Source organism: Pseudonocardia zijingensis (genome assembly GCF_042657305.1).
In the GTDB taxonomy this organism is placed as follows: Bacteria; Actinomycetota; Actinomycetes; order Mycobacteriales; family Pseudonocardiaceae; genus Pseudonocardia; species Pseudonocardia zijingensis.
Genome location: NZ_JBHSKO010000002.1, coordinates 335,117 through 360,232, shown reverse-complemented (window position 1 = coordinate 360,232; position 25,116 = coordinate 335,117). Strand labels below are relative to the sequence as shown.

23 protein-coding genes, 2 tRNA genes and 1 pseudogene are annotated in these 25,116 nt (G+C 71.4%); 13 read left to right on the top strand and 13 right to left on the bottom strand.

The features are described 5' to 3' along the window. Window positions 1–66: 66 nt before the first annotated feature. Window positions 67–774 (top strand): Mut7-C RNAse domain-containing protein, encoded by a 708-nt coding sequence (locus ACFPL3_RS05895; RefSeq protein ID WP_343940493.1) that lies wholly within the window; start codon window positions 67–69, stop codon window positions 772–774. 4 nt (window positions 775–778) lie between these two features. Here the strand turns inward: ACFPL3_RS05895 and ACFPL3_RS05890 are convergent, their stop codons facing one another. Next, the gene (locus ACFPL3_RS05890; protein WP_343940495.1) at window positions 779–1,432 is read right to left on the bottom strand and encodes an RraA family protein; all 654 of its coding nucleotides are present in this window, start codon (window positions 1,430–1,432) and stop codon (window positions 779–781) included. After that, entirely contained in the window at window positions 1,432–2,310 is an 879-nt protein-coding gene (locus ACFPL3_RS05885; RefSeq protein WP_343940497.1) for an alpha/beta fold hydrolase, read from the bottom strand. Before ACFPL3_RS05885 ends, ACFPL3_RS05890 begins: the two co-directional genes overlap by 1 nt. Before the next feature lie 130 nt (window positions 2,311–2,440). On the opposite strand from ACFPL3_RS05885, the gene ACFPL3_RS05880 reads away from it, so the two are divergent. Beyond that, the gene (locus tag ACFPL3_RS05880) at window positions 2,441–3,433 is read left to right on the top strand and encodes a methyltransferase (RefSeq protein ID WP_343940499.1); all 993 of its coding nucleotides are present in this window, start codon (window positions 2,441–2,443) and stop codon (window positions 3,431–3,433) included. Here the strand turns inward: ACFPL3_RS05880 and ACFPL3_RS05875 are convergent, their stop codons facing one another. The 4 genes from ACFPL3_RS05875 to ACFPL3_RS05860 all read right to left on the bottom strand — a co-directional run bounded on the left by ACFPL3_RS05875 (window position 3,434) and on the right by ACFPL3_RS05860 (window position 5,195). Next, the gene (locus tag ACFPL3_RS05875; RefSeq protein ID WP_343940501.1) at window positions 3,434–3,760 is read right to left on the bottom strand and encodes a DUF1905 domain-containing protein; all 327 of its coding nucleotides are present in this window, start codon (window positions 3,758–3,760) and stop codon (window positions 3,434–3,436) included. A gap of 4 nt (window positions 3,761–3,764) precedes the next feature. Further along, window positions 3,765–4,112 carry a hypothetical protein gene (locus tag ACFPL3_RS05870; protein ID WP_379588474.1) on the bottom strand — a complete coding sequence of 116 codons (348 nt, stop codon included), beginning with the start codon at window positions 4,110–4,112 and terminating at the stop codon, window positions 3,765–3,767. 79 nt (window positions 4,113–4,191) lie between these two features. Then, window positions 4,192–4,614 carry a hypothetical protein gene (locus ACFPL3_RS05865; protein WP_343940503.1) on the bottom strand — a complete coding sequence of 141 codons (423 nt, stop codon included), beginning with the start codon at window positions 4,612–4,614 and terminating at the stop codon, window positions 4,192–4,194. 504 nt (window positions 4,615–5,118) lie between these two features. After that, window positions 5,119–5,195: transfer RNA gene (locus ACFPL3_RS05860), tRNA-Pro, on the bottom strand. A gap of 163 nt (window positions 5,196–5,358) precedes the next feature. Between ACFPL3_RS05860 and ACFPL3_RS05855 the strand changes: the two genes are divergently transcribed. The 4 genes and pseudogenes from ACFPL3_RS05855 to ACFPL3_RS05840 all read left to right on the top strand — a co-directional run bounded on the left by ACFPL3_RS05855 (window position 5,359) and on the right by ACFPL3_RS05840 (window position 8,778). After that, window positions 5,359–6,756 carry an HNH endonuclease signature motif containing protein gene (locus ACFPL3_RS05855; RefSeq protein WP_343940505.1) on the top strand — a complete coding sequence of 466 codons (1,398 nt, stop codon included), beginning with the start codon at window positions 5,359–5,361 and terminating at the stop codon, window positions 6,754–6,756. Continuing rightward, window positions 6,736–6,809 (top strand) — tRNA-Gly (locus tag ACFPL3_RS05850). The genes ACFPL3_RS05855 and ACFPL3_RS05850 overlap by 21 nt, the downstream gene beginning before the upstream one ends. 269 nt (window positions 6,810–7,078) lie before the next feature. Next, a pseudogene (locus ACFPL3_RS05845) lies at window positions 7,079–7,428 on the top strand (acyl-CoA dehydrogenase family protein); the annotation flags it as partial. 174 nt (window positions 7,429–7,602) lie between these two features. Further along, a complete protein-coding gene (locus ACFPL3_RS05840) occupies window positions 7,603–8,778 on the top strand; it encodes a PucR family transcriptional regulator (protein ID WP_343940507.1) in 1,176 nt (391 codons plus the stop codon). Window positions 8,779–8,803: 25 nt separating this feature from the next. Here the strand turns inward: ACFPL3_RS05840 and ACFPL3_RS05835 are convergent, their stop codons facing one another. From ACFPL3_RS05835 to ACFPL3_RS05825, 3 genes are all read right to left on the bottom strand, one after another. After that, a complete protein-coding gene (locus tag ACFPL3_RS05835; RefSeq protein WP_343940552.1) occupies window positions 8,804–11,071 on the bottom strand; it encodes a penicillin acylase family protein in 2,268 nt (755 codons plus the stop codon). Window positions 11,072–11,235: 164 nt separating this feature from the next. Beyond that, window positions 11,236–13,215 carry a hydantoinase B/oxoprolinase family protein gene (locus ACFPL3_RS05830; RefSeq protein ID WP_343940509.1) on the bottom strand — a complete coding sequence of 660 codons (1,980 nt, stop codon included), beginning with the start codon at window positions 13,213–13,215 and terminating at the stop codon, window positions 11,236–11,238. 25 nt (window positions 13,216–13,240) lie between these two features. After that, window positions 13,241–15,331: a hydantoinase/oxoprolinase family protein gene (locus tag ACFPL3_RS05825; protein WP_343940511.1), complete on the bottom strand. Its 2,091-nt coding sequence runs from the start codon at window positions 15,329–15,331 to the stop codon at window positions 13,241–13,243. A gap of 486 nt (window positions 15,332–15,817) precedes the next feature. On the opposite strand from ACFPL3_RS05825, the gene ACFPL3_RS05820 reads away from it, so the two are divergent. After that, window positions 15,818–17,299: an amidase gene (locus tag ACFPL3_RS05820; protein ID WP_379588471.1), complete on the top strand. Its 1,482-nt coding sequence runs from the start codon at window positions 15,818–15,820 to the stop codon at window positions 17,297–17,299. 128 nt (window positions 17,300–17,427) lie between these two features. Here the strand turns inward: ACFPL3_RS05820 and ACFPL3_RS05815 are convergent, their stop codons facing one another. Further along, window positions 17,428–17,703 (bottom strand): hypothetical protein, encoded by a 276-nt coding sequence (locus tag ACFPL3_RS05815; RefSeq protein WP_343940515.1) that lies wholly within the window; start codon window positions 17,701–17,703, stop codon window positions 17,428–17,430. A 220-nt stretch (window positions 17,704–17,923) separates the two neighbouring features. Continuing rightward, window positions 17,924–18,265 (bottom strand): DUF6422 family protein, encoded by a 342-nt coding sequence (locus ACFPL3_RS05810; RefSeq protein WP_379588470.1) that lies wholly within the window; start codon window positions 18,263–18,265, stop codon window positions 17,924–17,926. Between the two features lie 88 nt (window positions 18,266–18,353). Here ACFPL3_RS05810 and ACFPL3_RS05805 point away from each other — a divergent pair, with 88 nt between their 5' ends. From ACFPL3_RS05805 to ACFPL3_RS05795, 3 genes are read left to right on the top strand one after another with little or no spacing between them, the layout of a single operon-like run. Further along, complete coding sequence (locus ACFPL3_RS05805; protein ID WP_343940516.1) at window positions 18,354–19,250, top strand: helix-turn-helix domain-containing protein; 897 nt, start codon at window positions 18,354–18,356, stop codon at window positions 19,248–19,250. A gap of 11 nt (window positions 19,251–19,261) precedes the next feature. Further along, window positions 19,262–20,074, top strand: a complete 813-nt coding sequence (locus ACFPL3_RS05800) for a CPBP family intramembrane glutamic endopeptidase (protein ID WP_343940518.1) — start codon at window positions 19,262–19,264, stop codon at window positions 20,072–20,074. A gap of 55 nt (window positions 20,075–20,129) precedes the next feature. Beyond that, window positions 20,130–20,981, top strand: a complete 852-nt coding sequence (locus ACFPL3_RS05795) for a phosphotransferase (protein ID WP_343940520.1) — start codon at window positions 20,130–20,132, stop codon at window positions 20,979–20,981. Between the two features lie 10 nt (window positions 20,982–20,991). On the opposite strand, the gene ACFPL3_RS05790 is transcribed toward ACFPL3_RS05795, so the two are convergent. After that, the gene (locus ACFPL3_RS05790) at window positions 20,992–21,282 is read right to left on the bottom strand and encodes a hypothetical protein (protein WP_343940522.1); all 291 of its coding nucleotides are present in this window, start codon (window positions 21,280–21,282) and stop codon (window positions 20,992–20,994) included. Window positions 21,283–21,332: 50 nt separating this feature from the next. Continuing rightward, window positions 21,333–22,238, bottom strand: a complete 906-nt coding sequence (locus ACFPL3_RS05785; RefSeq protein ID WP_343940524.1) for a LysR family transcriptional regulator — start codon at window positions 22,236–22,238, stop codon at window positions 21,333–21,335. Window positions 22,239–22,321: 83 nt separating this feature from the next. On the opposite strand from ACFPL3_RS05785, the gene ACFPL3_RS05780 reads away from it, so the two are divergent. The 3 genes from ACFPL3_RS05780 to ACFPL3_RS05770 all read left to right on the top strand — a co-directional run bounded on the left by ACFPL3_RS05780 (window position 22,322) and on the right by ACFPL3_RS05770 (window position 24,822). Continuing rightward, window positions 22,322–23,152: an SDR family NAD(P)-dependent oxidoreductase gene (locus tag ACFPL3_RS05780; RefSeq protein ID WP_343940526.1), complete on the top strand. Its 831-nt coding sequence runs from the start codon at window positions 22,322–22,324 to the stop codon at window positions 23,150–23,152. 96 nt (window positions 23,153–23,248) lie between these two features. Then, complete coding sequence (locus ACFPL3_RS05775; RefSeq protein WP_343940528.1) at window positions 23,249–23,599, top strand: YciI family protein; 351 nt, start codon at window positions 23,249–23,251, stop codon at window positions 23,597–23,599. A gap of 5 nt (window positions 23,600–23,604) precedes the next feature. After that, a complete protein-coding gene (locus tag ACFPL3_RS05770) occupies window positions 23,605–24,822 on the top strand; it encodes an RNA polymerase sigma factor (protein ID WP_343940530.1) in 1,218 nt (405 codons plus the stop codon). Window positions 24,823–25,116: the final 294 nt, after the last annotated feature.

Below are 25,116 nucleotides of genomic sequence, written 5' to 3'. Positions count from 1 at the left end.
ACCCGTATCCACTCACGGGTCAGGTGCCGGCTGCCCTGACGCGGCGACCCTGGGATGCTCGGCGGGATGGAGGTGCTGGTCCGGCCCGACCCGGCGCTGTGGCTGTTCCTCCCGCCGCGCAGGCGGCGGGCGCGGTTCGCCGTGCCCTACGACGGCGAGGCCTCGCTCGGGCACGTCGTCCGCGCGATCGGCGTCCCGCCCACCGAGATCGGCCCGCCGGTCGTCGACGGCCGCCCCTGCGGCACCGGGCGGCGCCTCGCCGACGGCAGCGTGGTCGACCTCGCCCCGCCGGACCGCCCGCAGCCCCTGCCGGACGGCGCCCGGTTCCTGCTCGACGTCCACCTCGGGTCGCTCGCCCGCCGGCTGCGCCTGCTCGGTGTCGACACCGCGTACGACACGCACGCCGAGGACGCCGAACTCGTCGAGCGGGCCGGGCGGGAGCGGCGGGTGCTGCTCACCCAGGACCGGGGGCTGCTGATGCGCCGCGCCCTGTGGGCGGGCGCGTACGTGCGCGGGCACGGCGCGGACGCGCAGCAGGCCGACGTGCTCGACCGGTTCGCGCCGCCGCTGGCCCCGTGGACGCGCTGCACCGCCTGCAACGGCGAGCTGGTGGACGTGCCGAAGGAGGAGGTCGTCGGCCTGCTCGAGCCCGGCACCCGCCGGTGCTACGACCGGTTCGTCCGGTGCCGCTCCTGCGGGCGCGTGTACTGGCGCGGCGCCCACGGGCGGGGCCTCGACGCGATCGTCGAGGACGCGGTGCGGGCCGTGCGGTGACGGATCAGGGCTGGAAGCGGAACGTGCTCGGCTCGCCCGCCGCCACCGCCCGCAGGTGCTCCGGAGCGTTGGTGAGCTCGTGCAGCGCACGGCCCTGCTGCATCCCCTCCGCCACGGCCGCCTCGACGCGCTCGATCTCCTCCGCGCGGTCCACGGCGGCGGCGATCCGCTCGGGCGGGGCGATGAGCACGCCGTCGTCGTCGCCGACGACGAGGTCGCCGGGCCGCACGCGGACCCCGCCGACCGTCACCGGCTCCTGGACCACCGCCGGCCCCAGCGCGGGGCCCGCGGCGGGCGTGGTGCCGCGCGCGAACACGGGCAGCCCGACTCGGCGCATCCCGCGCAGGTCACGGCAGTAGCCGTCGACGACGATCCCGGCGATCCCGCGCCTGCGGCCCTCGGTGGCGAACAGCTCGCCGGACGCCGCGAGCGGACGGCCGTCCGTGGCCACCACGAGCACAGCACCCGGCTCCGCGCGCCCGATCGCGTCGATCATGCCGAGCAGGTCGCCGTCGGCGCGCACGGTGAACGCGGGCCCCACCAGCGTGACGTCGGGCAGCAGCGCGTGGATCGCCGGATCGCACACCGGCAACGTCTTGTCCGCGTCCGACAGCGACGACACCTGCACCTGCCGGAGCCGCGCGACCAGCTCGTCCATCAGCCCTCCTCCAGGAACCGTTCGATCCCGGCCAGCGACTCCTCCGGCCGCTCCTCCACCAGGAAGTGCCCCGCGTCCAGCGCCACCCCGCGGACGTCGGTGGCGTGCTCCCGCCACACCGCGACGGGGTTCTCCGGGCCGGTCCCGACGACCCCGCGGGTGCCCCACATCGCGAGCAGCGGGGCCTGCACGCGCCGTCCGGCGTCGGCGCGGTCGTGCTCCAGGTCGATCGACGCGCCGGCCCGGTAGTCCTCCAGCATCGCGTGCCGCGCGTCCGGGTCGGCGAAGACGCGCTCGTACTCGGCCACCGCCTCCGGCGCGAACGCGTCGAGCGTGCCGCCCCAGCCGCCGAGCAGCCGGTGCAGGTAGCCGGTCGGGTCGCCCGCGATGAGCCGTTCGGGCAGGTCGTAGGGCTGGATGAAGAAGAACCAGTGGTAGTAGGCCGTGGCGAGCCTGCGGTCGACGTGGGTGTAGACGTGCAGCGTCGGCAGGATGTCGAGCACCGCGAGCCGGGTGACCGCCTCCGGCGCGTCGAGCGCCATCCGGTGCGTCACGCGCGCGCCGCGGTCGTGCCCGATCACCGCGAAGCGCTCGTGCCCGAGCGCCCGCATCAACGCCACCTGGTCGGCCGCCATCGCGCGGAACGAGTACCCGGCGTGATCGTCACCCGCCGGCGGGCGGCTGGAGTCGCCGTAGCCCCGCAGGTCGGCCGCCACCACGGTGTACCGCTGCGCCAGCGCGGGCGCGACCCGGTGCCACATCGCCGACGTCTGGGGGAAGCCGTGCAGCAGCAGCACCGGCGGGCCCGTGCCGCCGTGCACCGCGTTGATCGTGGCCCCACCCGTGTCGACCCGCACCCGCTCGAACCCCTCGAACACGAATCGGAACGTACCCGTTCGGCATGTTTGGCGACGGCCGTGGCCGGTCACCCCCTGCCAGCCCGGCCGGCGGGTCGACCCCCTCGCGGCCTGCCGGCCGGGCACCGCCACGTCGGGGTAGGAAGATCGCATGGACCCCGCACCGACCCCGTCCCTGCGCGACATGGCCGATCTCGCCACCCCCATGGCGATCCGCGTGGGCGCCACGCTGCACCTGGTGGAACGGGCGGGGAGCGGGGGAGCCACGGCGGAGCAGCTGGCCGCCGCCACCGGCACCGCAGCCCCCGCCCTGCGCCGCCTGCTCGACCACCTCGTCACCGTCGGCGTCTTCGACCGGGACGCCGGGCGCTACCGCCCGACCGCCCTCGGCGCCCAGATGGGGGCGGACGCCGAGGAGGGGATCAAGCCCCTGCTCGACATCAACAGCGCCGGTGGGCGGGCCGACCTCGGCTTCGTCGAGCTGCTCGGCACCGTCACGTCGGGCACGCCGGGCTACGTGCGGCGCTACGGCCGCGACTTCTGGGCGGACCTCGACGCCGACCCGCAGCTGCGCCGCTCGTTCGACGCGCAGATGAACTGGCGCTACGCGGTGCAGGCGGGCCAGATCGCCGAGCGGTTCGACTGGAGCCGCTTCCCCGAGGTCATCGACGTCGGCGGGGGCGACGGCCAGGTGCTCGAGGCGATCCTGCGCGCCCACCCCGGCGTGCGCGGGCGCGTGCTGGACCTGCCCCCGACGGCAGCCGGCGCCACCGAGCGGTTCGCGACCGCAGGCCTCGCCGACCGGGCCGGCGCCGTGCCCGGCAGCTTCTTCGACTCCCTGCCCGCGGGCGCCGACGCCTACCTGCTCTCCGACATCGTCCACGACTGGGACGACGACCACGCCCGCGCGATCCTCACCCGGTGTCGCGCGGCCGCCGCCCCGGGCGGCGCCGTCGTGGTGATCGAGAACGCGGGGGCGGCGGGGACCGCCATGGACCTGTTCATGCTGATGTGCTTCGGAGGCCGCGAGCGCACCGCCGCCGAGCTGGCCGAACTCGCCGACGACGCCGGTCTCGTCCTGCGCGCCTCGGGCCCGGTGGCCGACGGGCGCACGATGCTGGAGTTCGGTGTGCGGCAGCCCTGATCAGAAGGTGGGCCCCGTGCCGTTCGCCGCGCGGCCACCCCGCGGGGCCACGGTCATGCCGATTTCGACCACGTCGCCCAGGCCCACGCCCTCGGCCTTCCGCACGGCGTCCTTGACCGGGAGGACGTACCCCCCGTCCCGGGGCAGCAGCGAGGTCTCCCACTCGGTGGCGCCGATGCGGACCCGCACCGGGATCGCACCCCAGCCGTACGACGCCTCGGCCGCCTCGGCCCGCACGTACTCGCAGCCGTCCTCGGGAACGGTCAGCCAGTAGAACGGAGCCGGGCCACGCCACTCCCACAACTCGGCGGAGAAGGCCAGATCCACGCGGTCACCGTACCGGAGTCGAGCCGGGCACCTCGACGACGAAGAACAGGAATCCCGGTATCGTCGAGAGGGCGGCGAAATCGTCGGGGAAGGGGTCGCGCGCGGCGGGGTCGGGTGGCGGCTCGCTGATGGCGGAGATGTGGAAGCCGGCTTCGGTGAATGCGTCCGTCATCGCGTGCAACGGCTTGCGGCAGAACTTCATCGGCACGGTCCGCCCGCCGAACCACCAGTCGAATTCGTAGCTGGTGGCGACGACGGCCCCGCGGTCGCGCAACGCCGCGGACACGGGACCGGAACCGCAGCCGGCGTCCAGAACCCGCAGCCCGCTCACGTCCTCGGCCAGATCCAGCATCGCGGGGCGCGCGTAATACGCGTTGGCGAAACTGTCTCGGTCTCCGCCGAATACGCCTCGGCGGAACTGTCCTAATCGTTCACGCGGGCCGGATCCGCGGATCGGGGTGGCTCTCGGTATGGAGGAGGCGACGGACGAAGGCGCGGGACAGCATCAGGACGAGGATCAGCAGCGTCACCGAGAAGAAGCCTCCGAGACTGACGCGGGTGCCGAAGACGAGGTCGATGGCCTCCAGGACGAGGAACTTGCTGCCGAACAGCACCAACCACAGGAGGAATCCGGCAGCGAACTTACCCAGTGGGGTGGAGGCCTGGCGTAAACGGTCCTTCACCCGGTTCTTCGCGGCGACGACGACCTCGAGGACGCCCTTGAGCAGGACGGCGGTCAGGAGGGAGAGCGTGAACGTCTCGCTGAGCACCTGGGGGAAGTACTCGATGAAGAGGTTCAGGACGACGACATAGACGAAGACGTCGACAACCGCGGCCGCAGCCCGCTCGGACACGCGAACACCCTAGAGCGAGCAGGTTTCCGGGGCGGCGTTCGTTCAGCAGTGAGCTGGCTCGCCGCACAACCCGGCTCGGGGCGGCACGCAGGCTGGGACGTGTGTGCCGCCCCGAGCGGGTGTGTGCCGTGGGGCTCCGGTTCCGCGGAACCCGGTCGGGAGGCTGCGGTGGGCGCGCCGTTCCCGGCGGGCAGGTCGTGGCCCTCTTCCCGGCCGCTGTCTCCTGGGCGTGCCTGTGGTTCCGGCCGTCGGCCCGTGTTGGTGGGGTGGCTGGGTGCGCATCACTGCCGTATCCCGTGGGCGGTCACTCGTCCGGCTGTGGTCCCGTTCGGGACGCCCCTGTGATCACTTCCGCCCGGACGGGGCGGTCCGGACCCATGATCGCCGACCGGGAGCGAAACCCGACATCCGGCGTCCGGAAACGCGCCGATCCGCTGATCAAGCCACACGTGACGCTTCTCCTGGAGCGTCCGGCCCGGAAGATCATCCAAAGCGGACCTGACCTGGTCGGGGTGGCGGGATTTGAACCCACGGCCCCTCGCTCCCAAAGCGAGTGCGCTACCAAGCTGCGCCACACCCCGTGACGTGCTGGTGGAGCCTAACGCGTCGATGCGCCGGGTGGGCCGCCGTGGCGGCGATCAGGCGCCTGACGCACGGCTCGAGCTGCCCCGCCGCTCGTCGCGCCACCCCTGCCACCTGCCGCTTTGGTCTTCAATCGAACAACAGTTCGACTAATATGAAGGCATGGGTGACTGGCAGCACGCCGGCGAGGACGAGGTCCTCGCGGGGCTCGCCGCTGCCCAACAGCGCATGAACGGCGCCTATCGCGAGCTGCTGGAGGTCGTGGCCGAGGCGGAGCGCCGCGGGCTCGCGGGCGCCCACGGCTACGTCGACGCGGTGCGGCTGGTGGCGTGCACCCAGAACGTGTCGAAGGCGGAGGCGCGGCGCCGGGTTGCGGCCGCCGGTTCGGTGCTGCCCGGGCGCACGCTCACCGGTGCCGAGACGGCGGCCCCGCTGCCCGCCGCCGCGCAGGCCTTGGCCGAGCACGCGATCTCGCACGAGCACGTCGACGTCATCCGCCAGATCCTCGGTGCGCTCAAGCCGCACCTGGAGCCGCACCGCGCGGAGCTCGAGGAGTACCTGGCCGAGCAGGCGCGCACGTTCGACCCGCATTCGCTGCGCACCCTGGGGAAGCGGCGCGTCGCCTTCCTCGACCCCGACGGGCCGAAGCCCCGCGACGGATCCCCCTCCCGCAACCGGCTGTCGTTCGCCGAGGACGGCGCGGGGTGGGACGTGCGCGGCTGGCTCGACCGCGAGTCGGCGGCCGTCCTGCGTTCCGCGTTGTCGCCGCTGTCGGCGCCGCGGCCCGCATCCGGTGGCTGTGAGGACGCGCCGGCCGAGCCGGCCGAGAAGGACCCGCGCACGTTCGCCGAGCGTGAGGGCGACGCCCTCGTCGAGTTGGCCCGCCGGGTGATGACCGCGGGCGCGCTGCCGCTGGAGCGGGCCGAGCGGCCGCAGGTCACCGTCGTCATCCCGCTCGAGGTGCTGGAGGAGCGGATCGCAGGCGCCGGCCTGATGGGCTTCGCCGACGGGATCGGGCGCGGCGCGATCACCGCCGAGCGGGCGCGCCGGTGGGCGTGTGACGCCGAGGTCGTGCCCGTCGTCCTCGGTGAGGCGGGGCAGCCGCTCGACGTCGGGCGCTCGGCCCGCACCGCGCCCCGGTGGCTGCGGCGGGCCCTGCGGCAGCGCGACGGCGGGTGCGCGTTCCCGAACTGCCCGATCCCGGCGCAGTGGTGCGAAGCCCACCACATCATCCACTGGGCCTGCGGCGGCGAGACCTCGCTCGACAACACGGTGCTGCTGTGCGGCGCCCACCACGACCTGCTCCACGTCGGCGACTGGACGGTGGCGATCACCGACGGCTTCCCGCTCTTCCACCCGCCGCCCTGGGTCCCCGGAGGGCCGCGCCGCAACGCCCTGCACCGCGTCGACCGGCCACATCGCACCAGCCGCGCCCCCGGGCGCCGCCGCACCGGGCCGCCGACGCGACGTGACGGCAACCGCGCGCCGGCACGGTGGGACGGCGCGTTAAGATCTGGGGGTGCCCCGCCACGGGGCCGTGCGGGCGTAGCTCAATGGTAGAGCCCCAGTCTTCCAAACTGGCTACGCGGGTTCGATTCCCGTCGCCCGCTCCACTGCTGACCAGCGGCGATGCTGGCGGCAAAGATCATCAGGGTCACCTGTGTGGCACCGGATGTGGCACGAGTCGCGCTATCGTCCCTGCTATGGCGGGTCGTCCCGGGGTCGGTAAGGCACGGGCGCGAGGCAACATCGAGCAGCTGCCCAGCGGTGCTCTGAGGGTCCGGGTCTACGCCGGAGTCGACCCGGTGACCAAGAAGCGCCACAACCTGATCGAGGTCGTTCCCTCTGGTCCGAAGGCGTGGCGTGAGGCAGAGGCCGTGCGAGAGCGGCTGCTGCGCGGGAGAGCTTCGGCAAGCCGATCTGGCAGCACTGGCCGAGATGGCCACGAAGCTGACAGCCGCCCGGCAGCTGATCCTGTTCGCGGCGGAGAAGTTCGACGCCGGCGAGCGGTGCGACATGGAGGCGGGGATGGCGAAGCTGTTCACCTCCGAGATCGCCATGGAGGTCGCGCTGAACGCCGTGCGGATCCACGGTGGCTACGGCTACTCGACGGAGTTCGACGTCGAGCGATACTTCCGCGATGCCCCGCTGATGATCGTGGGTGAGGGCACCAACGAGATCCAGCGCAACGTGATCGCCGCTCAGCTGGTCAAGCGCGGCGGGATCGACTGATGGCCCCAGCGCGACCGACCGAGGTGTGGGGCCCGGCGCTGCTGTTCTGTCCCGGCGACCGGCCGGAGGTGTCCCGGGAGGGTGAGGTCAGCGCCCGACGCAGCGCCTGGGACGGCGGAATCTCGGGCCGGTGGGACTGTGTCAAGGCCGCGGTCGCTCGCCTATCGTGCTGACGTGGGTCACGCCATCGCTGACGAGTCCTCGATCGTCGCCCTCGCTGACGTGGCCCGGCGTTGCCTGCGCCGGGTCGAGGACCAGTACCGCGCGTGGCTCGTGCTGCTCCACGAGTCGGGCTTATACGGCGATTCGTGGGTCGACCATGATGAGCTTCGTGCGAAGGCGCTCGAGGTGTTCGAGCTCATCTGGCGGCGCATCGCTGGTTTCGAGGTGGCCGAAGACCTCGCCGAGGTGTCCGACCGCGTAGGAGTGCGGCGCGCGGAGCAAGGTGTCTCGCTCAACGAGGTGCAGGCCGCGGCCAACCGGGACTTCCAGATCGTGTGGGAGGCGTTGCTGGCGGAGGCGGACGAGCGGGAAGCCGGAGCGTTGCTGCATCAAGCTCCGGCGATCTGGGCGATCGTCGAGGACCACACACAGCGCATCACGGAGGCATATCGACGACGCACGAGCGAGTTGGACGACCTTTCCGACGACCGGCGGCGCGAGTGGTTCCGACGCTTGTTGAAGTGCAACGGTGAGCGGCCTGATGTCGTGCAGAACGCGGCGGAGGTGCTGGCGCTCCCGGTGGACGCTCGGTTCCGGGTTGCAATAGCCAGTCGGGAATGCGCCGGCCGCCTCCGGGACGCGCGCGACGCGCTGACGTCTCTGAGGTGGTCCTTCCACTACCAGGAGGTCGAGGGTGGTGACGTTCTCGTCATACAGAGCACGCTGGAGCAGGACAAGCGCATCATGAACTGTCTCGCCGGGATCCGTTGCGCCGTCGCTCCGCCGGCCCATGGGCTGGACGAGGTTCCTCGCGCCACCCGGATCGCTTCCGACATCCTCGCGGCGCTGCCCGAGGACCGGAACTCGCCGGGCCTGCTCGAGGACGCGTGGCTCTCGGTTGCGGCGACCCAGGCCCCGCTGGTGACCCAGGCGCTGGCCGATCGTATCCACCGCGGTCTGGGGAATGTCCAGGACGCGGACGTGCTCCTCGAGACCGCGCAGGTGTTCTGTGAGGGGGACGGCACGGTCTCCCGCGCCGCGAGCGAGCTCTTCTGCCACCGGAACACGGTGCTGAACCGGCTCGAACGTCTGCGCAGCCTGACCGGTTTCGACGTCCGTCGACCTCGGGATGCGGCCGGCTTCCTGTTCGCGATGAGCGCCGGCAAGCCGGCCGGCGGGACCCCGTAGAGCGGTCGGAGGCGCCGAGCCGGTCTCAGCCCGGCGGCCGCAGCTCGAGCATCGACTCGGCCGCCGCGTCAACGGCGGAACGGCTGTAGAGCAGCGGGAAGTACTGGCCGCGCGCCCACCCGTCGACCAGGTCGGCGAAATGCGGTGACGTCGGGTCCCCGGACTGTCCGGGGTAGTTCAGGGCGAGCGACTCGTCCCAGTCACCCACGTCGATCACCACTCGAAACGTCGATCCTCCGGTCTGCACGAAGGCGGAGTCGTAGGCGGTGTCGCACACGGTGTCCCCGCTTCCACCACGAGGAACCGGCCCGACCTTCACCTCGTCGCCGGTCTGGTCGTTCGTGAGCCCGAGGGGATGACGCAGCACCGAGACGTGCAGCCGTCCCCAGGCCCATGCCGACGGGTCGTCGCCCAGTAGTGATTCGCAGTCCGCAAACGCAGCCTCGAGTGAAGCCTTCATGACGTGCCGCAGCGTGGTGGCGGGGTCGGGTCCGAGGCGATCGGCGGGCTGCTCGAGAAGGCTGAGCAGGACCCGGGAGTCGGCGAGCAGCGACTCGTCGGGCACCAGTCGGGCGACCGCGTCGTCGACGTCGGCGGCCGGCAGAAGGCGCTGGAGCGCCGCGGCGAGCACCGCGGGGCGCAGGTGGCGCCGATGCCACACCTCGAAGAGGGCAGCGGCGCCCGACGTCGCATCGAGGATGCCGTCCCATTCCCTGAGCATCGCGAGGCCAGGCGTGCCGTCGCCCTCGGTGAAGCGGTGCAGCACCCGGAGGATCCGTTGGGCGGGGAGGCTCGTCACGTCGCTCTGCAGTCGAGCGGCGTCGCTGACCGACCGGACCAGCCCGTCCGAGATCGCCGCATCGATCCGTCGCTTCCGATCAGGCGCGTACCAGTCGTGCGTGATCGTCTTCTCCACAGGATGGTCGGACGGGAGGTTCATCTCGTTCGCTGATGCGAACCAGCCCGCCTCGGGGTTCTCGATCCCGGGGAGCTCGTCGGCGTCGTAGAAACCGTTCCACTCGTAACGCCCATCGCCCGGCACGGGCAGTGTTCCGTCCCAGTTCGGCCTACGCGGAGTGAGCCCGGCCGCCTTCCAGGCGATGTTCCCGTGGACGTCGGCGTAGATCTGGTTCTCCGCAGGCGCGCCCCACCTGTTCATGGCCGCGCCGAAGCTCTCGAAGTCCGTTGCCCGCATGTAGTCCACGCTGCCGAGGTAGGGCGCCATGCCCGGCTCGAGCCACACGGCGCGGACGGCGAACGCGTGCGTCCCGGTCACGCGGACGACCGGCCCGTGTCGGGTGAAGGAGAGTTCGGCCTCGACGTCATCGCCCCCACGGACCGGGACGGAGCAGCGTTCGACCCTCATCCGCTCCCAGCCGTCGAGGTAGCGGTAGCGCGTCGGATCCTGCGGATCGAGCTCGTAGACGTACAGGTCCTCCTGATCGACGCTGAACAGCGTCATCCCGAAGGCCAGGGCGCCGTTGTGACCGATCGAAACTCCGGGCAGAGCCGGCTCACCGCCGCCGACCACGCTGAACGACGGCGTGTTCAGGTGGACGAGGTAGCGCAGTGACGGCAGGGACAGCGCGCGGTGCGGGTCGTTCGCGAGGATCGGCCTTCCGGTCGACGTGGCCTGCCCACCAAGAACCCAGTTGTTGCTGCCTTCCACCAGGACAGCGTCCGAGGACGGGACGCGAGCAGGGTCATCGAAGTCCGGATAGGTCGTCGCGAGCTCGTACACGTCGAGGACGTCGTCGGGGATCGCGTCGAGGTCCAGACCCTCGGGCACCGTCAGCGGGACGAAAGGCTCCCTCACCTTCCGCAGCTCCTCGACCGCGACGCCGTAGTCCCTGATCGTCCGCGCCCGAGCGACCTCCTCACGCACGTTCTGGAAGAGACCATGGCTGCGGATGCGGGCGACGTCCTCCGGCTGCCAGCGCGACGGCAGATAGCCGTGCCGGCGGAACTCCGGCGGCAGCAAGTCGGGGGAGGCACACACCAGATCGACGTAGGCGTTCACGCCGGCGACGAACGCGGACGCGATCCGCTTGGTGTCGGATCCGTACGCGAGCCATTCCTGACGCATGTCACCGCGAAAAAGGAACAGTCTCGCGGCCCGGTCACGCTCGACGAACTGCGGTCCGAACACCTCGGACAGGAGCCCCAGGCCGCGACGCCTCCACAGGTCGATCTGCCACAGTCGATCGCGTGCCGCGTTGAAGCCCTGCGCGAAGAACGCATCGTGCGACGACGAGGCATAGATGTGGGTGACGCCCCAGCGGTCGATGACCATCTCCACCGACGACTCGAGGCCGGGGACGACGCGGACCCGTCGGTCGGCAGGCGCGTCCTGCTGACTCATCGTGACTCCTATAAAGGTGCGGGGGAAAGCAGAAGCGCAGGCCGCAGCGCCGGGGGACGTTGGGCTTACCGTCACCCCGGCGCCGCGGGAAGGGATCAGCCGACCGGGTTGCCGTTCTCGTCGTAGGCGAGGTCGTCGTAGTCACTGACCTCGATGAGGCCTTCCTCGACCATCTTGTTGAAGGCCTCTCCGCGATCGATGAGCTTCAGCGGAGCGCGGTTGGCGGCGAGCTCCCGACGCCGATCGGCGGTCGCCCCGGCGTCGACGGCCAAGGGGTGCCGAGGGTTGGCGGTGTCGACGAGGACGACGCCGTACTCGTCACGTGCGCTCTCCGGGGACACCAGGGCGCGCTGAACGTCGAGGCGCACGGCCTCCGGGTCGCGCTTGAGCGGGTCACCCCACCCGCCGCCGCCGGGGGTCGTGATGCGGACGATGTCGCCCTTCTTCACCGGGACCATCTGCTGGCGGTGAACCAGCTTGACCTCGTCGGGTGTACCCGGGTTGATCCAGCACACGCCCGGAAGGCCGGCCTTGCCCCCGTTGACGCCGAACGGGCCGAAAACGGTGCGGTACGCGGTGATCGAGAGGAAGCCGTCCGCGAGGCAGCGAACGTCCTTGAGGTACCCGAGGCCACCGCGGTAGAGCCCGGCGCCGCCGGAGTCCTTGTAGAGACCGACTCGCTCGACGACGATCGGGTAGCGCTGCTCGATGAACTCCGCCGGCAGGTTCTTCGAGTGGGGGACGAGGTCGACGGTGTCCGTACCGTCGGCCCATGGGCGCGCTCCCGAGCCGGCACCGAAGATCTCGCGATAGAGGTACTCGTTGCCGTCGTCGTCGTGACCCCAGATGCCGTAGAGCTGGATGTTCATCATGCCGGCGATGACGTTTCCCTTGTGCGCCTTCGCCAGCGCCGCCGTGTAGGCGTTGATCATCACCAGCATGCATTCCATGCGGTCGACCACGGGTGCGGGATGCCTCGCCGACAACACGGTGTCGGGCGGGATCATCATCTGCATCACGCGGCCCATGCCCTCGTTGACGAGGATCTCCTGACCTGCCTCGCCGGCGAGGAACGCTCCGAGCCACTTGATGTAGTGGCGGCCGTCCATCGCCCAGTTGACCGGGCCCTCCGCCGTCGGACCGGTCCCGCTGGCGTCGATCACCATGCGGTCCTTGTCCTTGTGGATGGTGTACTTGATCTTGATCGGCTTGTTGGAGATGCCGTCTTCTTCGATGAAGTCCTCGCCGACGTAGGTGCCGTCGGGGATGTTCGGCAGCGCGTGCGCGCGAGCGTCGTTCTCGCAACGATCCATGATCGCGTAGAAGGCCGCCTCGACGACGTCCGCGCCGTACTGGTCGATGAGCTCGAGGACCCGGCGCTCCATCAGCCGTGCGCACGCGATGAACCCGTCGATGTCGCCCTGCAGCTCGCCCGGGAAGCGGCTGTTGCGCAACAGGATCTTCTGCGCGTCCGCGTTGAGCTTGCCGCCGTCGAACAGCTTGATGACCGGGCAGATCGTGCCCTCTTCGTAGATGCTGGTCGACCGGATGGGCCAGCTACCCGGGACGGCCCCGCCGACGTCGGTGACGTGGCCGAACACCTGGGAGAAGCCGATCAGCCGGCCCTCTCCGAAGATCGGGATGACGATGCAGTAGTCGGGCAGGTGGCCGATCGTGGCGCACGAGCCGTGCACGTCGTTGTAGATGTAGACATCCCCCGGCAGGATCTCCTCGAGGGAGTAGGTATCCCGGATCGGGTCCGCGGTCGCGGCCCACGACACCGTGGTCACGTTGTCGCAGTCGATCGAGTTGATCGAGGCGCGATAGTCGTGCTGCTCGCGGATGATGCTGCTGCGCGCCATCCGCTCGACGACGGCCTCACCCTCCTCCACGGCCCACTGGAGCGCGCCGCCGATGACGTCGACGGTGAGCGAGTCGAGCGTCGGCTTCAGCTTCTGAATGCGTTCCCACGCGGCATCGTCGCGCGGCCAGCTCTTCAGCCGCATCGGCTCGAACCGCGTGCGATCCTCGTACGGCGTCATGTCGATCGTGAAGTGCGTGATTTCCTGAGTCATGTCGGGCTCCGTTCGAGGCGTCGGGTCAGTCGCGGGTGGCGAGGATCTGGCCGTTCTTGTCCACGGTCATCGACCAGCCCGGCTCCAGTACGAACGTCGAGTCCTCCTGCACCACGATCGCGGGTCCCGAGGTCGGTATGCCGACGGGCAGGCCATCACGTGAGTAGACGGGAGTGGAGACCCAGCCGCCGTCGTGGCCGGCCTTCGACTCGAAGTAGACCTGGGTGTCGCCGAGGTTCGCGTCGTCCCAGGTGGTGTGCTTGGCGTCGATCTCGTTGATGGGCGGTCGGCTGAGCTCGCCGATCCCGGCCGCCGCGAGCGCGACGATCTCCACGGGGTCCTGGCCCTTGTACGAGTACCCGTAGGTCCGCTCGTGAGCGTCGTGGAACTGCTCGATCGCCTTCTGCCAGGCCTCCTCGGAGAGTTCGTTGGGGTCCCCGTCGTAGTGGGAGTCGACCTGCACGCGGATCTCGTAGGCCTGGCTGCTGTAGCGGAAGTCGAGGAAGGTCTCCACACCGATCCGCTGCTGGTCGACACCCTCGCGACGTGCGGCCGCGAGCGCCTCCTCGGCGATCTTGCGGTACGCCTGCTGAAGCTCGGGGAAGTCGATCTCGTCCTCGCGACGCACATAGGTGTAGACGGCGTCGGTGCGCAGGTCGGTCATCAGCAGGCCCTCGGCGCAGGCGAGGCCGGGGGCGAGCGGGACCAGGACCTTGCCGGTCTGCATGATCTCCGCGCACCTGCAGGCGTGCAGGCCGCCGGCACCGCCGAACGGGAAGAGGGTGAACCTACGGGGGTCGCGGCCGCGGGCGACGCTGGTCAGGCTGATGCCCCGGGCGATGTTCTCGCTCGCGAGCCGGAGAATGCCGAGCGCTGCCTCCTCCACGCTCACCCCGAGCTTGTCGGCGATGTTCTCGGCGATGGCCTTGCGAGCGCCGGCGCGGTCGACCGTGATCGACCCGTCGCCGAGGGTGGCCTCAGGGATGCGGCCGAGGACCACATGGGCGTCAGTCACCGTCGCCTGCGTACCGCCCTTGCCGTAGGCAGCCGGGCCCGGGCTCGCGCCGGCACTCTGGGGGCCGACTCGCAAGGATTCGTCGCCGACGATCGTCGCGATCGAGCCTCCCCCGGCACCGAGCGTCGTGATGTCGACCATCGGTGTCTTGATGTTGTAGTGCTCGATCTTGCCTTCGGCCAGCATGTGCGGGCGGCCGTTCTCGATGAGACAGATGTCTGTGCTGGTACCACCCATGTCGAGGGTGATCAGGTCCGGCTCGTCCGCCACCTGCCCGAACGCACACGCGGCCAGCACGCCGGCCGCGGGACCGGACAGCACGGCCTTGATCGGCTGGGTGGCGATGTCGGCGTCTGGAACCAGGCCGCCGTTGGACTGCATGACGAACAGTTCGGACTTACCGCCGCTCGTGGCGATCGCACGGGACAGCTGGTTGACGTAGCGCGTCAGCGCGGGCATGAGCGCGGTGTTGAGGCAGGTGCTCAGAGTGCGCTCGTACTCGCGGTACTCACGGCTCAGCTCGGAGGACAGCGTCAGGTAGCACTCCGGATAGACCTCCGCGAAGATCGCGCGGACGGCTTCCTCGTGGATCGGGTTTCGGTAGCTGTTGAGCAACGAGACCGCCACGGCCTCGATGCCCATGCGCTTGAACTCCTCGGCGACGGCGCGGACGGAGTCGGAGTCGAGCGGCACCATCTCGTCGCCTGTGTGGGCCATCCGGCCCTTCACCTCGCGCACGAGCTCGAGGGGCACCACACGAGGTGGCTTCTCCCAGTAGGCGATGTTGCCGAAGCCACCCGGCACGGTCTGCCGGGCGCACTCGAGCACCTCGCGGTGCCCATGAGCGACGATGAGCCCGGCCTCGCTGTACTTGCTCTCGAGGATCGCGTTCGTGGCCACGGTGGTGCCGTGCATGACCATGGCGGTGTCGTCCGCGCGGACTCCGTGCTCCGACAGGCCGTCGAGACCGTTGGCGAAGCTCTCCGAGGGATCCCACGGCGTCGACGGGACCTTCTCGTAGACGCGCCGTCCCGTCTCCTCCTCGATCGCGACGACGTCCGTGAACGTCCCCCCGATGTCAATCCCCACTCGCCACGTCATTTGGTGTCCCTTCCGGTTGATCGGCTGCCGGAGTGAGCGGCCGCTGCCGCCAGGCCGGCCGCGCCGGTGACCTGGCCCACAGCTACCAGCGAGAACTCAGTACAGGGGTCGGCCCGGCCGGTCACAAGCGACAAGCTCACAGCGTTGGCAGGGGGCGGTTGTGCATTTGCTGTCCGCCCAGTGGGCCAACGTCTCGATCAGGTCGCCCGCAGATCGGGCTCACCTCGCACCTGTGCGCGCCTCCCGATAGCCCTGACCTCGAGAGTTCGGTGCCCGTCTCCCGCGGAGCAGGCGCAAGGGACGCCTCGCATCCTGTTCCTGTTGCACCGCCCACGCGTGGTCGGCGTTGAGCACATGTCGAGTCTGGGCGCGTCCTCGCTTGATGTCTGCCCATCGATCCTCCGCGATCCAACGCCTACCGTCCTGGGGGGCTGGTGCCGCATCCGCGACGCCGGCTGCAGGCCGAAACCGGGAGGTCGTCGAGGCATGTCGGTAGCCGCTGAGTTGGACGCCGTTGGTCAGGCGGAGCTCATCCGTCGAGGTGAGGTCACTCCCGAGGAGCTCGTTCGTGCCGCGATCGAGAACATCGAGGCCCTGAACCCACGGATCAACGCGGTGATCCACCGTATGTACGACGAGGCGCTGGAGACCGCTCGGCGGGCAGCAGCCGCGAGCACGTCAACCGGGCCGCTTCACGGCGTTCCGTTCCTCCTGAAGGACTTGCTGGCCGAGTACGCCGGGCAGCCCTATCGGGCGGGCAGCAGGTTTCTCGAGGGCAATGTGTCGACGCAGGACGCGGAGCTGACGAGGAGGTACAAAGCCGCCGGCCTGATCACGCTCGGCAAGACGAACCTTCCCGAGTTCGCCGTCGGACCTGCCACCGAGCCGTTGCTGTTCGGCGCGACCGGGAATCCTTGGAACGCGGACAAGACGACCGGCGGCTCGAGCGGGGGAGCTGCTGCAGCCGTCGCAGCCGGTCTCGTTCCCCTGGCGCACGCGAACGACGGCGGGGGTTCGATCCGGGTCCCGGCATCCTGCTGCGGGCTCGTGGGGCTCAAGCCGAGCCGGGGCCGCAATCCTCTCGGCCCCCGCTACGGCCAGGTCTGGGGTGGACTCGTCACCGAACACGTCGTCAGCCGCAGTGTTCGGGACAGCGCCGCCGCCCTCGACGCAACACACGGTCCGGATGTGGGCGCGCCGTACTGGTTCGAGAATCCGCCGACGACGTTCCTCGAGTCGATCGGCCGCGTGGAGCGGCCGCTGAAGATCGCCTTCACCGAACAGACCTACGGTGGGGACGAGGTTCACGAGGAGTGTCGCGCCGCGGTGCGCCACACCGCGACTCTGTGCGAGTCCCTCGGTCACAAGGTGGTCGAGTCCCGGCCACCCATCGACGAGGACGTCTTGTTCGACAACTTCACCCGCATGCTCGCGGTGGCTGTCGCTGCCACACTCCGCGACGTCGCCCGACTCAAGGGGCGGGAGCCCCGGGAGGACGAAATCGAGCCGTTGGTGTGGTTGATGGCCCAACGCGGCGAGAGGATCACCGGGGGCGAGTACCTCGCGGCCGTGCAGGACCTCCAGGTGTTGAGCCGGCAGGTCGCCCAGTTCCACGAGGAGTTCGACGTGATGCTCACGCCGACGCTCGGGCAGCCTCCGGTCCCGATCGGAGCGTTCGTGACCGAGCCCACGGGAGACCCCTTCGAGACCCGACGGCGTATGTGGTCGTTCGCGCCCTTTTCCCAGCTCCAGAACGCGACAGGCCAGCCGGCCATCTCCCTGCCACTGCATTGGACGCCTGATGGTCTGCCGGTCGGGGTTCAGGCTGTTGCGAGACTCGGGGAGGAACACACGTTGTTCGGGTTGGCCGGTCAGCTGGAGGCTGCGGCGCCTTGGGCGCATCGCTGGCCTCCAATCTCGGTGGCCCGCGAAGAAACGGGCGCACGCGCTTCGGCCCCGCTGCAATGAGGCTTTTGGTGTCGCGCTGTGGGGACCGGGGCCTCGCTCCAGCAGCGGCCGGTCACGATCGCGAGCTCGTTCTCGTCGATCCACGCGGCGTAGTCCGGCGTTCGGCCGTCGGCGAGCGCGAGCGCTTCCTAGGCCCGGCCGAGGCAGCGGGCGGTCGCGTTTGCGTCGCCGTCGAGGGCTGACGTCCAGGCGGCGCGGGAGTAGAGCAGCGCACGGACACCGGGCTCCACGTCCGGCTGGTCGGCGGCGTGCACCGACTTCTCGGAGATCGCACGGGCCGGCTGTCCGAGCCCGATGAGCTGGTAGGCGTTGAAGGCGAGGGCGTTGCCGGCGAGCCCGGCGTCAGCGGCTTCCGTCGCGGTCGCATGGCTGCGCCGGTAGTGATCGCGGCGGTGTCCTGCCACCCGGCGTCGAAGGCCGCCCACCGGCTTGCTGCGGCTGCTCAGCGTGCAGGGCCAGGAGGCCGCGCTGCACGAACCGCAGCGAGTTGAAGTGCTTCGAGGCCATCGGTGCGGGCCGAGGAGCGGCTGTAGCTGCTGGTAGAGGGCCTGAGCAAGGCGGAGCGGCTGCCTTCCAAACTGGCTACGCGGGTTCGATTCCCGTCGCCCGCTCCACTGCTCCTGCTCAGATCGACAGGTGGCTTTCGCGCGAGTGTCCGCAGATGCGGATAGCCGGTCCGACGCCGAAGTCGGGTGCTGTGTGGTCGTCGTAATGCGACACGCAGAAGTCGCTCCCTCCGGCGGGGGAGAAGAGGTTGCATCCACACCGGACGAGCGGTGGGCCTGGGGACAGCACCCTGGTGCAGGGACCCAGGAATCCGTCGGAGTTCCGCGGGTCGCCGGGGCCCGGGTCGATTCCGGCGTCGGCGAGCATGCCAGCGGCGGTAGCCCGCGCATCCAGGATGAGCCGGGTTGCTTCACCCAGTGTTCGCGCCTGCTCGTCATCGAGACTGTCTGAGCTCGACATTCGCGACTCTCCCGTCGGAGCTGAGGTTCGCGACCGTGCTCGCGCTGGGCGAGGAGTGCGTTACCCGCCTGCGGTTACCCTCGCAGCGATGAACATCGTCGCCGCCGTGCCGGTCGGGGATCGCCCGCTGGGCGCCTCCGGCGAGGCGGTGGCGTGCCACCGGCCGGGTCGGGAGCGTGGGTTGCCGCGGCGCACCGCGGGCTACGAGGAGCACCACACGGTGCCGGTGCCGGCGCGGATCCTGGCGTCGAGCACCGTGCGGCTGACGATCGGCGTCGCGGACCCGATCGCGGTCACCCGCTCGCCGGACGGCAGGGCGCCCGTCGGCAGCCCGTCGATCGTCGCGGGCCTGCACGACGCGCCGCTCGACGTCGAGGTGGCGGGGGTGCAGCGCGGCGTGGCGGTGCGGTGCGACCCGCTGCTGGCCCACGCGCTGCTGGGCGTCCCGATGCACCAGCTCCGCAACGCCGTGGTCGACCTGGAGTCGATCCTGGGCCGCCGGGCCGTGCGGCTGGCCGACCAGCTGGCCCACGCCACGGGCTGGAGCCACCGGTTCGCGGTCCTCGAGGCCGGGCTGGCCGGGCTACGAGCGGCCGGGCCGACGCCGGACCCGGAGGTCCGGTGGGCGTGGCGGCGGATCCGCGCGAGCGGTGGCGGCGTCCGCGTCGACGCACTGTCGGACGAGCTCGGCTGGAGCAGGCGGCACCTGGCGCGCAGGTTCCGCGAGCAGGTCGGCGTCTCGCCGAAGGCGGCAGCGCGCATCGTGCGCTTCGAACGGGTCGTGGCGCTGCTGGCGGGGACGCACCGCGGCCTGGCCGACGTCGCCGCCGACACCGGTTACGCCGACCACGCGCACCTGAGCCGGGAGGTCCGCGCGCTCACCCGGTGGACGCCCACCGAGCTCGGCCGCGGGCTGCAGCTGGCCGGCGCCTCCTACCAGCGCATGTCCCGTTCGTTCAAGCCGAGGCTGCCCGTCCCCGCCTAGCGTCCGGGCGCGTGCAGAACCAGTCCCGATCGCCGCTGGCGTTCTTCGCGCTGACCGTGGCGCTCTTCGTGCCCTTCCCCATCCTCGCCGCGTTCGTGCACGTCCCCGGCCTGCCGAAGAACGCCCCCGTGACCGACTTCTTCGCTGCGTTCGTCCCGGCGATCGCGGCGCTGATCCTCGTGCACCGCGCCGAGGGACGCGTCGGCGTGCGCCGGCTGCTGCGTCGCGTGGTCGACCACCACCGGATCCGTGACAAGCGCTGGTATCTGCCGGTGCTGCTGCTCCCGGTGGTGTGCCTCGTGGCGACCTGGGGTCTCATGACCGTCACCGGCTGGCAGTTCCAGCACCAACCCGAACTCGCGGTGACCACGATGCTGCTGTTCGTCGTGGTGTTCCTCCTCGCGGCGGCCGGCGAGGAGCTGGGCTGGTCCGGGTACGTGATCGACCCGCTGCAGCAGCGGTTCGGCGCGCTGGGCGGCAGCCTCGTGCTCGCCGTGCCGTGGTGGGGGCTGCACGTCCCGTCGATCCTGCAGAGCGGCCAGGACACCACGCTGATCGTGCTCGGGTTCTTCGGCAGCCTCGCGTTCCGCGTGCTGTGGACCTGGCTGTTCAACAACACCGGCGGGAGCGTGTTCGCGATCATCGTGGTGCACGCCGTCACCAACGTCTGCGCGGCGTACGTGCCGAGCATCCCGACGTCGGCGAACGCCCCCGTCCTCGTCGCGCTCGCGGTGCTCGTCACCGCGCTGTGGGGGCCGCGGACGCTCAGCCGGTTCCGCTTCTCCGCTCGGCGTCCGGAGCGCTACCGGGCCTCGACCGCGTAGAAGACTGGGCCCGGTGGGGTTGCCGTCACCGTTCCCGAGAGTCGATCTTTCGACGGTGCGCGAGCTGGTGAGCCGGCAGTTCCCGCGTTGGGCCGCCCTGCCCGTCACGGAGGGGCCATCCGACGGGGCGGGCAACACGTTGTTCCGCCTGGGTGATGACCTGGTGGTGCGTCTCCCGCGGCATCCCGGGTCGGCGGCGGCGGTCGACATGGCCGTGACCTGGTTGCCGCGGCTGGCGCCGCTACTGCCGCTGGCCGTGCCGACGCCGGTGGCGGTCGGCGGCCCGGACGAGGTGTTCCCCGGGCCGTGGGCGGTGTTCCGCTGGCTACCCGGATCCGGCCTGGACACCGGTGCGGACGTCGATCTCGCGGCGGCCGCGGTGCGCCTCGGCGAGTTCGTGGCGGCGCTGCGGAACGTCGAGGTCACCGGTGCCCCGCCGTCGCTGCGCCCGCACCCGCTGCAGGGCGACGACAGCGACGTCCGCTCCGCCATCCGCGCGCTCGGGGCGGCGGGTGTGGTGGACGAGGCTGCGGCGACGGCTGTGTGGGAGGACGCGCTGGCGGCGCCGTCCTCCCGCGGCCCCACGTGGGTCAACGCGGACCTGTTTCCGATGAACCTCCTGGCCGACCGAGGTGCGTTGGTCGCGGTGATCGACTTCGACCTGATGGGTGCGGGCGACTCGGCGGTGGACATGGTGCCGGCGTGGACGCTGCTCACGGCGCGGACGCGAGCGTTGTTCCGCGAAGCGTCCGGCGTCGACGAGGCCACCTGGGGCCGTGGCCGGGGATGGGCGTTGAAGGCCGGGCTCGGCGCGGTACGCAGGTACGGCCTGGGTGATCACCCGCGCGCGGTGGAGGGGCGTCGCGCGGTGGCGGAGGCGATCGCCGACCACCGGCAGGGCCCGTGACGACGGCGGCTCAGCCGAGCGTGTCCAGCACGGCGGTGAGGTAGGCGTCCAGCCGCGCCTCGACCACCCGCGTCGTCAGCTCGGTCCGGCCAGCCTCCCGCCACGGCTGCGACACCACCTGCACCTCCTCCGAGGCCGCCGGCGCGTCCCGCACCCGCCAGTACAGGCGCGCGCTGACGGTCAGCCTCTGCATCTCGGCCGTGATGCCCCCGCGCAGCGCGTCGACCCCGACGATCCGCTCGCCGGCCGCGAGGTGCCGGCGCACCCACGCCAGCGTCGTGGGTCGGTCGTGCTCGGCCACGCCGCCACCCCGCCACCCCGGCGACGGCTGCGCGATCGCTTTACCGCCGATCACACCATCCGCGCCGCCTCCGCGTGCACGGCCCGGACGACCGCGCGCGCCGCCCTCGACGGCGACGGCGCGGTGACGATCTGCAGCGACCCGCGTGCTGTTGCGGCCGGGTCTCGGACGGGCAGCCACCGCACGCCCTGCGGCAGCGCGTCGGCCGCGAGGCCCGGCACACGGGCGATCCCCAGACCGGCGGTGACCAGGCCGAACCGCGCGGGCCAGCTCCGCACCGCAGGTCCGATGCGAGGTTGCTCGAGTCCCGGCCACGGCCCGAACTGCGGCTCGCCCGCCGGGCCCGTGCCCACGATCCAGGTCTCGTCCGCCAGGTCGGTGACCTCCAGGGTCTCCTGATGGGCCAGCCGGTGGTCTGCCGCCACGGCGACGCCCGGTCCGCGGGGGATCTCCACGGCCTCGTGGCGCAGGCCGTCCAGCTCCTGCTCGGCCACCCCCTCGCCGGCCGCCACCAGCGCCACCTCGATCCGCCCCGCACGCAGCCGGCGGATCTGGACGGGGCTCGCGGCCTCCTGCAGCTCCACCCGGAGCGCGGGGTGCCGCTGCGCCATCAGGGCGAGTGCGCGGGGGAGCAGCACCGCCGCGGAAATGGGGAAGCCCGCCACCGCCAGGCGGCCGGCGAGCCGGTCGCGCACCCCGGACACCTCCTCGAGCGCGCCGTCGACCTCGCCGAGGACCCGCTCCGCGCGCCGGGCCACCACCTCGCCCGCGGCCGTCGGCCGCACGCCTCGCGCGAGGCGTTCGAACAGCGCGGTGCCCGCCGCTGCCTCCATCGCCGCGACCTGCCGGGACACCGCCGACTGCGTGTAACCCAGCGAGACCGCCGCGGCGCTGAACGAGCCCAGCCGGGCCACCTCGCGGACGACCCGGAGCCCGACGAGCGTCATCTCGGCCATCGTGCCAAGGTATGCGATCGACGCATGGGATGTGTGCGGAAGCGTCGCTTGTCGCACAGCGTCGTCGCGCCGACGCTGGAGGCATGACATCGAACGAGAGCAGGGTCTGGTTCATCACCGGCGCGTCCCGCGGCTTCGGCCGGCTCTGGACCGAGGCCGTCCTCCGGCGCGGTGATCGGGTCGCCGCCACCGCACGCGACCTCCGTACCCTCGACGACCTCGCCGCAGCGCACGGCGACGCGTTCCTGCCGCTGCGCCTCGACGTCACCGACCGCGACGCCGTGTTCGAGGCGGTCCGGCGCACCGCCGACCGGTTCGGCCACATCGACGTCGTGGTGAACAACGCCGGGTACGGGCACTTCGGCGCCGTCGAGGAGCTCACGGAGGACGAGGTCCGCGACCAGATGGAGACGAACTTCTTCGGCGCGCTCTGGGTGCTGCAGGCCGCGCTGCCGGTCATGCGCGAGCAGGGGGCCGGGCACCTGGTGAACGTCACCAGCGAGGGTGGGGTCCGCGCCTACCCCGGCATCGGTGCCTACCACGCGTCGAAGTGGGCGGTGGAGGGCCTGACCGAGTCGCTGGCCCAGGAGGTGCGCGACTTCGGGATCCACGTGACCAACATCGAGCCGGGCCCCTACGAGACGGGCTGGCTGCCCGTCGGCTCCCGGCACAGCGCGCCCCACCCCGCCTACGACCGGATGCGCGCGGACGCGGGAGGTTTCGAGCTCGGCGACCCCGCGGCCACGGTGCCTGCGCTCTTCGCCGTGGTCGACGCAGACGAGCCGCCGCGGCGGGTCTTCTTCGGTCGGTCCTTCGAGGCGGTGCGCGATCAGCACCTGGAGCGGATCGCGGAGTGGGAGCGGTGGCAGGACGTCGCGCTCGCCGCGTTCGGAACGATCGTCGCCGTGGGCTGAGCCGGGGGCTGCGCGCGCGGGCGATTCCTCCGGGAGGATCTGTCGATCCGGGGCAGGGCCGTTCGTGTAGGGGCTGAACGACCCGGAGGAGGAGACATGACCCGTTACATGCTCAGCATCTACCAGCCCGTCGGCGACCCGCCGCCGCCGGAGGTCCTCGAGCCGATCATGCGGGACCTGGATGCGGTGAACCAGGAGATGCGCGCCGCCGGGGCGTGGGTGTTCGCCGCAGGCCTGCACGACCCGAGCACGGCGACCGTCCTGCGCGCCCAGGAGGGCGAGGTGCTGGTGACCGACGGCCCGTTCGCGGAGGGCAAGGAGCACCTCGGCGGCTTCACGATCATCGAGGCGCCCGACCTGGACGCCGCGCTGGAGTGGGGTCGCAAGGTCGCGCGGGCGATCACGCTCCCGATCGAGGTGCGGCCGCTGCGCTTCGGCAGCTGCTGACCACCGTGCTCTCCACCGCCGAGATCGAGGCCGTGTTCGCCCGGGAGTACGGGCGATCGGTGGCGGTGCTGACCCGCGTCCTCGGCGACCTCGACGTCGCCGAGGACGCGGTGCAGGACGCCTTCACCACCGCGGTGCAGCGGTGGCCGGAGACGGGCCTGCCGCCCAGCCCGGCGGGCTGGATCATCACCACCGCCCGCAACCGGGCCATCGACCGCCTACGGCGCGAGGCCTCCCGCGCGGACCGGCACGCGCAGGCCGCGCTCCTGCTGGACGGGGGCGACGAACGGGACGAGGAGCTCGCGGTGCGGGACGACCGATTGCGGCTGATCTTCACCTGCTGCCACCCCGCCCTCGCACCGGCCGCCCGGGTGGCGCTGACACTGCGGTTGCTCGGCGGCCTCACCACCGCCGAGATCGCCCGGGCGTTCCTGGTGTCGGAGGCCACGATGGCGCAGCGGATCGTGCGGGCGAAGGCCAAGATCCGCAAGGCCCGCATCCCGTACCGCGTGCCCGGCGAGTCCGAGCTGCCCGACCGGCTGAGCGCGGTCCTCGCGGTCGTCTACCTGGTGTTCAACGAGGGCTACACGGCGAGCGGGGGCGAGGGGCTCGTCCGCGCCGACCTCTGCGCGGAGGCCATCCGGCTCGGCAGGCTGCTCGTCGAGCTGATGCCCGACGAGCCGGAGGCGCTCGGCCTGCTCGGGCTGATGCTGCTCGTCGAGTCGCGGCGGCCGGCCCGCACCACGGAAACCGGTGCCCTCGTGCTGCTCGCCGACCAGGACCGCTCGCGGTGGAACCACACGCTCGTCGCCGAGGGGCAGGAGCTCGTGCGGCGGTGCCTGCGCCGCGGGCGGCCGGGGCCCTACCAGATCCAGGCCGCGATCAACGCCGTGCACAGCGACGCCGTCGACGCGCGGGACACCGACTGGCGCCAGATCGTCGCCCTCTACGACCAGCTGCTCGCGGTGGCGCCGAGCCCGGTGGTGCGGCTGCACCGGGCCGTCGCCGTGGCCGAGGTCGACGGCCCTGCTGCCGGCCTGGCGCTCGTCGAGGAACTCGACCTGCCCGACCACCACCTGCTCCACGGCGTGCGGGCGGACCTGCTGCGCAGGCTCGGCCGGACCGCGGAGGCCGGGACCGCCTACGACGCCGCGATCGCGCTCGCGGGCAACGCGGCCGAGCGCGCGTTCCTCGAGCGCAGGCGCGCCGAGCTCACCCGATGATCACCCGGACGCGCCGTGCGCATCGCCCGCGCGGTGGGGGTGCGGACCGCCACGCACGGTGATCATCTGGAGTCGATCTTCCGGGGTCCGATCACCATGCGTGTCGGCAGGAAAGCCGCTTCCCCGCTTTCCGGGGCGGCAAACATGCGATCCCGATTCGGGCACACGATCGTGGGACAGCCGTGGTCGGAGTTGCGGACGCGAGGTTAGCTTTCTGTCTGTCAGTAACGACCGCACAGTGCTCACCCAATCAGGAGACAAACGTGTGGAAGAAAGCTGGAATCGTCGTATCCG